The sequence below is a fragment of the Pricia sp. genome, from assembly GCF_041745955.1.
In the GTDB taxonomy this organism is placed as follows: domain Bacteria; phylum Bacteroidota; class Bacteroidia; order Flavobacteriales; family Flavobacteriaceae; genus Pricia.
The window spans coordinates 1-8,429 of the sequence record NZ_JBGTHY010000078.1 but is presented as its reverse complement, the minus strand read 5'-3'; the positions used below and the strand labels follow the sequence as shown (position 1 = coordinate 8,429).

9 protein-coding genes and 1 pseudogene are annotated in these 8,429 nt (G+C 42.8%); 2 read left to right on the top strand and 8 right to left on the bottom strand.

The features are described 5' to 3' along the window. The 7 genes and pseudogenes from ACEW8S_RS02590 to ACEW8S_RS02560 form a co-directional block, all read right to left on the bottom strand. A pseudogene (locus tag ACEW8S_RS02590) lies at nt 1–302 on the bottom strand (hypothetical protein); the annotation flags it as partial. A 181-nt stretch (nt 303–483) separates the two neighbouring features. Then, nucleotides 484–1,071, bottom strand: a complete 588-nt coding sequence (locus tag ACEW8S_RS02585) for a hypothetical protein (protein WP_373516624.1) — start codon at nt 1,069–1,071, stop codon at nt 484–486. Nucleotides 1,072–1,485: 414 nt separating this feature from the next. Then, a complete protein-coding gene (locus tag ACEW8S_RS02580; protein ID WP_373516623.1) occupies nt 1,486–1,998 on the bottom strand; it encodes a heme-binding domain-containing protein in 513 nt (170 codons plus the stop codon). A 196-nt stretch (nt 1,999–2,194) separates the two neighbouring features. Then, nucleotides 2,195–2,512: a carboxylesterase family protein gene (locus ACEW8S_RS02575; RefSeq protein ID WP_373516622.1), complete on the bottom strand. Its 318-nt coding sequence runs from the start codon at nt 2,510–2,512 to the stop codon at nt 2,195–2,197. Next, nucleotides 2,404–3,813, bottom strand: coding sequence for a carboxylesterase/lipase family protein (locus ACEW8S_RS02570; protein ID WP_373516621.1), 1,410 nt, complete (start codon nt 3,811–3,813; stop codon nt 2,404–2,406). The genes ACEW8S_RS02575 and ACEW8S_RS02570 overlap by 109 nt, the downstream gene beginning before the upstream one ends. A gap of 157 nt (nt 3,814–3,970) precedes the next feature. Then, nucleotides 3,971–4,882: a sugar phosphate isomerase/epimerase family protein gene (locus ACEW8S_RS02565; RefSeq protein WP_373516620.1), complete on the bottom strand. Its 912-nt coding sequence runs from the start codon at nt 4,880–4,882 to the stop codon at nt 3,971–3,973. A gap of 68 nt (nt 4,883–4,950) precedes the next feature. Further along, on the bottom strand, nt 4,951–5,655 hold the full coding sequence (locus tag ACEW8S_RS02560) for an NUDIX domain-containing protein (protein ID WP_373516619.1): 705 nt from the start codon (nt 5,653–5,655) through the stop codon (nt 4,951–4,953). A gap of 141 nt (nt 5,656–5,796) precedes the next feature. Between ACEW8S_RS02560 and ACEW8S_RS02555 the strand changes: the two genes are divergently transcribed. Continuing rightward, entirely contained in the window at nt 5,797–6,336 is a 540-nt protein-coding gene (locus ACEW8S_RS02555) for a carboxylesterase family protein (RefSeq protein ID WP_373516618.1), read from the top strand. Nucleotides 6,337–6,489: 153 nt separating this feature from the next. Here the strand turns inward: ACEW8S_RS02555 and ACEW8S_RS02550 are convergent, their stop codons facing one another. Continuing rightward, nucleotides 6,490–7,359 (bottom strand): AraC family transcriptional regulator, encoded by an 870-nt coding sequence (locus ACEW8S_RS02550; protein WP_373516617.1) that lies wholly within the window; start codon nt 7,357–7,359, stop codon nt 6,490–6,492. Between the two features lie 152 nt (nt 7,360–7,511). On the opposite strand from ACEW8S_RS02550, the gene ACEW8S_RS02545 reads away from it, so the two are divergent. After that, nucleotides 7,512–8,429, top strand: a 918-nt coding sequence (locus ACEW8S_RS02545) for a ThuA domain-containing protein (RefSeq protein ID WP_373516616.1), incomplete at its 3' end; no start/stop codon positions are given.

Genomic DNA, 8,429 nt, shown 5'->3' with positions numbered 1-8,429 from the left:
AGCCATCGGTTGATGAACAGTATTCCGGTAAGTAAGATTATATTGGCCACTACAAAGAAGACTATTTTTCTTCGGTAGAGCAATCTGGGAATCAGAAAGAGGGTGTTCAAGTAGAATGTCGACGCCCAAAAAACGTTCATGACCGTGTTCAGATAAAGTATCTTACTTACGAATACCGAGCGTGGGCCACCTTCTTCGGCCTGTAGCGCAAAAATATATGGTAAAGAAAAAAGCGCCGCCCAGACTAAAATGTGTAGGGCTACTCTTTGCTGTTTTTTTGAGGATGTAAAATTAAGTTGCATTAAAAGGGATGATATGAATTGCCAAGATAATCAAAAGAGCGGAAGGCTAACGGATGAAAATTGAACGGACTTTACAGCACAGTTAATAGCTGAAAGCTTTTATAACAGGAAAACGGCCCTTGGTTTACTTCAATGACCGTTTTCCACTAACAAACAAATTTACAGTTCGGAGTCCACTTCTTTATCCAATTGAGATGTTCTGATAATAGGTCTCTTCGCCGTCTGCTACCCTAATGGTATAGTTGCCTTTTACCGCATTTTCAAAATTGAAGGCTTTGCCAATAATCAGTTCGCCTTTGATCGATTCCTTATAAACGATCCTGTTACGGCTATCGACGATTTCGATATCAACTTTTTGCTGATCTCCATTGAATAGGTTGACAAACACTTTATCGCCTGTTTTTCTAAAAATCGGTTTAGGCGAGTTCTCCTCTTTGTTCGCGATCGTTACCCCGCTACTGTTCACATTAAGCGTGTAAACTACGGATGATACCGTATTCTCAACGGTAAAATAATAGGTGCCGACCGCAAGGTTTTTCAGGTTGAACATTTTGGCATAATTCACATCTAGGATATTCTCCGAATAAATGGTCTGTGCATTCTCATCGATCAATTTGATATTCAATGCATTGGATTGGGCATCCATTTCAAGAACAAGGCTTTTTGAATCGTCTGCGGATTTCAAACTGATTTTAGGATTGTTTGCCATACTTGTCATTGTAACAAACGTAAGGGCTAATACTACGGAACTCTTTAGAAACTTTTTCATGATATTTAATTTTAGGTCTGCTTTAGTGCAGACGGTTATTACTGATTTACAGGACAAACGTACGCCCCAAAATCAGACATTTTTTGAGAATGCGATGAACCCGAAAAAGTCTGCGATGAACCTCTCAAGGTTTGCTGTGATCCATTTTGGGGATTCGATAATTGGAAGGAGTAGTGGTGTTCTCTGGGAGGCAGGAACTGTTGTATAAAACTAGATTAGCATTTAATTTAGTAGGGTTGGAATTGATTTAAGAATCCATCTATCAATAAAATTCAGGAGCTTTTTCCTTGCTAATCTGTATGCGTTCTTCGGAGGAGGGGGTCAATTTGTCTTTTAGGTTGATCGACAATATTTTCTTTTTCCAAACGTACAGAAATTCCGTTTCTGATAATATTCGGCTGTCTGGACAAGGCCTTACTTAGATGGTGGAGGAATATCTCGTTTTGGAAATTTAAGACTGTCCGCAGGGTAGGTTTCTTTCAGGTAATTCATCTGTACTTTGGCCCATTCCATAATCGTTTCACGTTGCGCATCAGAGAGGTTTGCCTCTTCATGCAAACCTAAATTCGTATATGACGGTAATGGCATTTCTTTTTCTTCTACCATTTCAATGATTTCTTCAAACTTATGGTTTTGAACAAAGAGCGGTGTTTTGGTAAACTCAGAAAAGTTCAAATGTTTTTTGCCGTCATCGATATGATGATCAAGCCACCACGCAACGGGTTGCACATTCGCATACCAAGGATATTCCGTTTTGTTGGAATGGCAATCGTTACAGGAAACCTGCATGAGATGATTTACATCGTTGGGTACCTCATATTTTGTAGAAATATCATAAGTACGATCATTCGATTCGTTTTTATCAGGACGGATGAACTGAATAATGATCAATATAATTCCCAACCCGATTATAGTTTTTTTTATCATTTTGATATCAGTTTTAGTTGTTATACAAAATTGTAGCCCAAGTTGCTTCCGTCCTCATTTTTTACAATATTGAAATCAATTTTTTTCTCTTCCTTGAATTTTTGGCTACGGCCTATGACAAGAACAAGTAGTGATAAACTTAATAGTTGTAGCGATTTTTTTTGAGTTTTCATTTTGAGTTCTTATACGATTTAAATTATAGGTCGTTGACCAAGGCGAACAGTTCCTTGTCCAGTTGCGGCTTGACCTCACTAGCAAGGTCAAGGTGCATGGTTGCCGTATTTGTAGAATTGTAGGCAGGCCATTCCGGCAAACCGGAATGGTTGGGGTTTCCTGTCTTGGCAAAATTGATCCAGGCTTGGCTTATCGTATCGGCGAGTCCGTGTGCTTCCTGTCCACCGCCGGTCATATTTTTGGCGCGTTCAATGTTGTCGAAAACAAAGGGAAGTTCCATGCAGTGCAGGGATTTGTATTTTCCGTCGAACACGGGCGATTGCCATGTGAACAAGTACATATAGACAGGTGCGCCCCCTTGAAGGGATGATTTTTCGTTGGCCTGTTGCCCGCCCCAGGCCTGAACATCGTGTCGACATCCAGCAAATCCTTTGGGTCTGTATCCATGGGATACGCTTTTTTGACCGCCTGTATGTAGGCATCCGCCTTTTCCTTATACGTTTCCTTGATATGGTTCATTATGGTTTCTTCGGATGCCCCGACAAAACGCATGTTGGCAAAAGGGGCAAATTCATTTTTAACTGTGCCGATCAATAAAGGGATGTCTTTGGAAAGTTCAAAAACCTCTGGGGCGAACAATGGATAGGGCAGATTTTCCCCATCACGGCTCGGGCCCCAATTGAGTCCGAATCCCATGATAGGTTTCCCCTCGGCCTTCATTTTATCCTCGATTTTATTTAGGGCCTTGGTGCCGGCCGCACTTAGTTTTTCGAACGGAATCGTTTGTAGGCTATCGACCTGATTTGGGGTCAGACCCAGTTCCGCCATAACCTCGGCACCAATGGCCTGTGTATCTGATTTTTCTAACATTGCGGTACGAAAAGAGCCGCTTTGGTTGACCGCTTTATGGAACAGCCCTTTGGCCTTTGGCATCGCCAGTAGGGTATTCACTTTGGCACCACCGCCCGATTGCCCGAAAATGGTCACATTATCTGGGTCGCCACCAAAGTTGGAAATGTTCGTTTTGACCCATTCGAGGGCTGCGACCATATCCAAAATACTGTTGTTGGCGGAATGCTTGTATTTTTCGCCGTAGGCGGAAAGGTCCAGAAAACCCAAAATGTTCAATCGATGGTTAATGGAAACCACGACCACATCGCCTTTTTTACTGAGATTTTCACCATCGTACGAGGGAAGTTCTTGACTGGATCCTGCCGTAAAGCCGCCTCCATGGATCCAAAAAAGCACGGGTCTTTTTTTGCTGTCACCAATGCTAGGTGTCCAAATATTGATGCGCAGACAATCTTCGTTGGTATAGCCCCAATCGTGGTCGAAAACGAATTCGGGTTCATCCTGTACTTCGGTGGTCGGGGTCATCAAGGGAGCGACCGGGCCGTAGGTGGTCGAACTTCGAACGCCCTCCCACGCGGAAGCTTTTTTGGGAGGCATAAATCGCTCCGTTTGGGCATAGGGAATACCCTTGTAGGTACTGATTCCATTGTGGATATACCCACGGACTTTCCCCGATTCCGTATTCGTCACGGCGACATTCTCGCCGGTCTTGACTTCGCTCTGTGCCAAGAGGTTGTGTTCCGAAAACAAAAGGGTAAACAACACTAAAAATCCAATGCTTTTTTTCATATTGGTGTGATTTAATGTTTCTTTGGTCATGCAATGCCCAGATTTTTTTAGCAAATAAATTTATCCTAAGTCATGGATAGGGATCTAAAAAATCCGTCAACGACGTTTTTTGGCAAGTGAACAACATGTAAATCGAGGGAATGTGGACAGGAAAGGATTATTTAAACCCAATTTCCTTCAAACCCTCATGGCTAATTTTAATGGCTTCCAACGGTTTCAGTCCGTCGAAGGTCATGTCTTGTTCTACCATATAGTATTCCATACCCGAGAGGTCTTTTTTGGCCAAAATGCTGGCAAAATCTATGGTTCCGGTTCCAACAGGCGCAAACCGGCCTTGGTCGTCCATATCTTTCACATGCCATATCTTAAACCGGCCCGGATATTTTTCAAAATAGGCGACAGGATCTGCCCCGGCCATGGTAACCCAATACAGGTCCATCTGAAAGTTGACGAATTCGGGATTACAGTTTTCCAACAGATAGTCGATGGTTACGATGCCATCCCCGTCTTTTTTGAATTCAAAATCGTGGTTGTGATACAATAATTTGAGTCCTGCTGCATTGGCTTTTTCACCCAAAGTATCGAGAATTTGGGCCAAGTTGGCCGCCCCGCCGGTCATGCTCATGGTTGCCTGATCGGATTTAAAAAGTCCCATTGGCGGCACCGGGACCACAAAATATTCGAATCCCGCGGCCTTGACATCGCCCATCATGGCATCCGCATTTTCCAACGTTACGGAACCTTGATGGGCACTGATCGGAGTTAGTCCCAGTTCCGCCACGTAATTTTTAAAATCGGTAGGTGACATCGTATAAAATTTTCCATCGGCATACCCGGCGGACTCGATATTCTTGTAGCCCGCAGCTGCCACAGCTTTGAGCGTACCTTTTGGATCTGTTCCCATAGTGTCCCGGACGGTGTAGAGCGCCAAACCGCCGAAATTTTGGACCTCTTCTGTCACATCTTGGTTTGTTTCCGTGGCCTCTTTTGCTTTACTCGGTGCTTCTTTGCAAGAAATAAATAAGTTTAGTGCAAGTGCTAAAATTGAAATAGGGAGTGTTTTTTTCATGTGTATTTGATTTAATAGGTTAGTAAAACTGGAGCTACTGATTTTTCAAGGAAAAGAACTGAAAATGCTTATACCGTTTCCATTGGTATTTCGATGCTTTGTGATTTGAAACTATATAAGTAAGGCGCCTTGTGCGCCCCTCCGCCAAATAATTTTTCGTTCCGGACAAGAATATCCTTGGACAGCATTTTTCGCTGAAAGGTGGTTCGGAGTAATTGTTCTTCCAGCACGGACTCATATACTTTTTGCAAATCTTTCATCGTAAATTTTTGGGGTAGCAGATTCATACCTAATAATTTTTTGTCTAGATTTTCTCGAAGGGTTTCCAAGGCCTTGTCAACAATGTGGTGATGGTCCATCATTAAATTTGGCAGACCATCCAAAGGGTACCAATTAATGGAATCGGAAAGTTCATCCGGTCTTAGATTCACCTTTTCATAATTGATAAGCGCATAATACCCAATAGAGACAAAACGATCGAACATCCAATAATCGCTATCAACTTTATATCCATTATTTTTTAAGATGGTCCGCATGACATCTGGCTCGGGGCGGGAAATATCCCCAAAAGTGTGGAACTGTTCCAAGTAGATATTCACAAGTCCAGTTCTTTCCTGTAGCCCTCTTTTTACGGCATCATCCACATTTTCATCCCGTTTGACAAAGCCGCCGGGAAGGGCGAAAAAGTCAGTATTGTGATATTCCAACACAAGAATTTTTAGCTGTTTTCCATTAAATCCAAAAACCACGGAATCATACGCCAAGTGTGGCATAAATTCTTCATTTGACGGAGGTCGCAAACTTTTTTTTTCTTCCAAAAAATTATTTTTATTCAAAAGAAGGTTAAAATTTGATAAAAACAAAGTGTTATTGTAACAAATTGAGACAATAAATATTTAATATCCTTTTTTCGATTGAACGTTTTCGGAAATCTGGCACACCCCGAACTCAGCGCAGAGGCACCTTACAAGGCATCGGGCAACTACGGGCAATTGGATCAGCACATGGCCTTGCAATGGGTGCAGAAAAACATTGCAGCTTTTGGCGGAGATCCTAAAAAAGTAACCATCGCAGGCGAATCCGCAGGTTCTATTGGGGAGAGTGCCCAAATGGCATCGTCCTTGTCAAAAAATCTGATCACGGGCGCGATAGGTGAGAGCGGGGCGGCCATCCATCCGACCATGGCGCCCGTACCTTTGGCCGAAGCCGAAAAACAAGGGGATGAATTCCTGAAAAATGCGGGGTATACAAGTATGGCAGATTTCCGAAAATTGAGTACTAGGGAAATCTATGAAATGTATAATGAGTCCAAACGCTTCGGTTTTCCCATGGTCATCGATGGGTATTTCTTGCCGAAATCCCTTCCTGAAATATTTGAAAGCAAGCAGCAGGCGCAGGTGCCTTTGATCTTAGGATGGAATTCCGCTGAGATTCCGGGCGGAGCCTTTACCTAGGGGCCGATTAGCAATGATACCAAACCTCCCGTGATGATTATCGATACCGAAAGCAAGATGCAAAAGGCTGAAAACGATGCACGATATCTATTTTTGGATAAAGCCTATGGAAATTGAGTTAAAAACTTCATCGAGATGCTACGGGGTAATCCGTTAAACCACTTGGTACTCTTGCTTATAAGCCATAGGAGTTTTCTTTGTTATCGTTTTAAACTGTTTGTTAAAATTGGATAAAGTCTGAAAACCACTCGCATAACAGGCTTGGGAAACATTCATTTTCTTTTCTATCAAGAGTTTGCAGGCATGACCGATCCGTATTTCGCTTACGAATTCTGAAAAAGTCTTATTGGCATGTATCCTAAAATATCTACTGAACGAAGTTGGGGTCATATTGGTAAGAGCGGCAAGTTCGGCAACGGCCATTTTCTGCCTAAATCTTTTCATGACGTAGACATAGACCTTGTTCATACGTTCGGTGTCGCCCTCCCTTAAACTATTGGTATATCCGGCACTTGCCAAGGGCCTTAGTTCGTTGCTCTGGGATAAGATGTTCAAGATTTTGAGTAATTCCAAAACACCGTCGAAACCCTGTAAACCGAGCAGTTTTGAAAGCATTTTATGGACTGTTTTTCCGGTTTTACCCGTTACGTCCAATCCTCGCAGGCTTTTTTTGTACAACTGGCGGATGCGTATCGTTTCTTCCTTTTGCAATAGCGTATTGCCCACAAGATTTTCATTGAAATAGACCACGATTCCCTCGCAAGGGTTGGGGGTGTTTACCGCTGCCGTTTCTTGATCGCTACGCCATAAATGGGGCAAATCGGGACCGGTAAAGGTGATATCGCCCGGCTTAAAAGGTTTCACATTATCCCCGATGAACCGGGTACCACTTCCTTTTAAAACCATAAACAATTGGTATTCTGGATGAAAATGCCAATTGGGATCGAAAATAGGTTCTTTCAAATGTTTTGCCACAAAGGCATGTGTCTGTGGTATTGGTGATTTTTGTAAGGCAGATTTCATTGGATGCGATATGTTATTTGAACAACTAATTTATCCTTAAAAATACTAAAATTTAGATTTAGTGATATAATAAAGTCGGAAATGGACAAATGAAAGTCCGTTTTCAGTCAAATTTATGGCTAATATTGTTGACACGTTTTATCTAGAGGGCCATGAAAACTATTTTGAAAAGATTTGTCTGCCTACTTCTACCCCTAATTTTTTTAGTTGGTTGTAAATCCGATGCTAAAAAGGAATTTGCCGATGACACCCCAAGGCGTATAGAGTTACTTTTTCTGGGTCACGAACTTGAGCATCACAATTCACGGGCCTATTTCCCGATTTTGGCCACCGCATTGACGAAAGAGGGTATCAACATAACCTATTCGGAAGAGCTCAATGACCTTAATGCAGCAAAACTAAATTTATACGACGGCCTGATTGTTTACGCCAATCACGAGAGCATCCAACCTGCCCAAGAAAAGGCATTGCTCGATTTTGTATCCGAAGGCAAGGCTTTTATCCCCATACATTCCGCCAGCTTTTGTTTTAAGAATTCTCCCGAATACATCGATCTGGTCGGTGCCCAGTTTATGGAACACGGTACGGGCACCTTCAGCACTACCATTGTAAATAAAGCACACCCTGCCATGCAAGGTCTGGAGGAATTCTCAACATGGGACGAGACCTATGTACACGACAAAATCGCGGACGATATTACCGTGTTGATGGAACGTGTGGAAGGAGACCATCGGGAGCCGTGGACCTGGGTAAAACAACATGGAGAAGGAAAGGTTTTCTATACCGCTTACGGCCATGATGAACGCACTTGGAACAATCCGGGATTTCAACAGTTGATGAAACAGGGTATTCTTTGGGCGGTAGATGCCCATGCGAAAAAAAACTGGGAAGCATTTTCCAAGGATATTCCAAGTTTAACGTACGAGGCGCGCGATAGCATTCCGAATTACGAAAAGCGCGATCCACCCCTAAAATACCAATTGCCCTTATCGCCTGAAGAATCTTCAAAAGTGATTCTAGTGCCCGCGGGATGTGACCTGCAACTTTTCGCCTCTGAGGCCGCTATCATC

Coding starts and splice junctions, on each gene's coding strand:
- ACEW8S_RS02570 (WP_373516621.1), bottom strand. CDS start 3,813: ATGAAAAAAAGCATTGGATTTTTAGTGTTGTTTACCCTTTTGTTTTCG.
- ACEW8S_RS02585 (WP_373516624.1), bottom strand. CDS start 1,071: ATGAAAAAGTTTCTAAAGAGTTCCGTAGTATTAGCCCTTACGTTTGTT.
- ACEW8S_RS02575 (WP_373516622.1), bottom strand. CDS start 2,512: ATGTACTTGTTCACATGGCAATCGCCCGTGTTCGACGGAAAATACAAA.
- ACEW8S_RS02580 (WP_373516623.1), bottom strand. CDS start 1,998: ATGATAAAAAAAACTATAATCGGGTTGGGAATTATATTGATCATTATT.
- ACEW8S_RS02550 (WP_373516617.1), bottom strand. CDS start 7,359: ATGAAATCTGCCTTACAAAAATCACCAATACCACAGACACATGCCTTT.
- ACEW8S_RS02560 (WP_373516619.1), bottom strand. CDS start 5,655: ATGCCACACTTGGCGTATGATTCCGTGGTTTTTGGATTTAATGGAAAA.
- ACEW8S_RS02565 (WP_373516620.1), bottom strand. CDS start 4,882: ATGAAAAAAACACTCCCTATTTCAATTTTAGCACTTGCACTAAACTTA.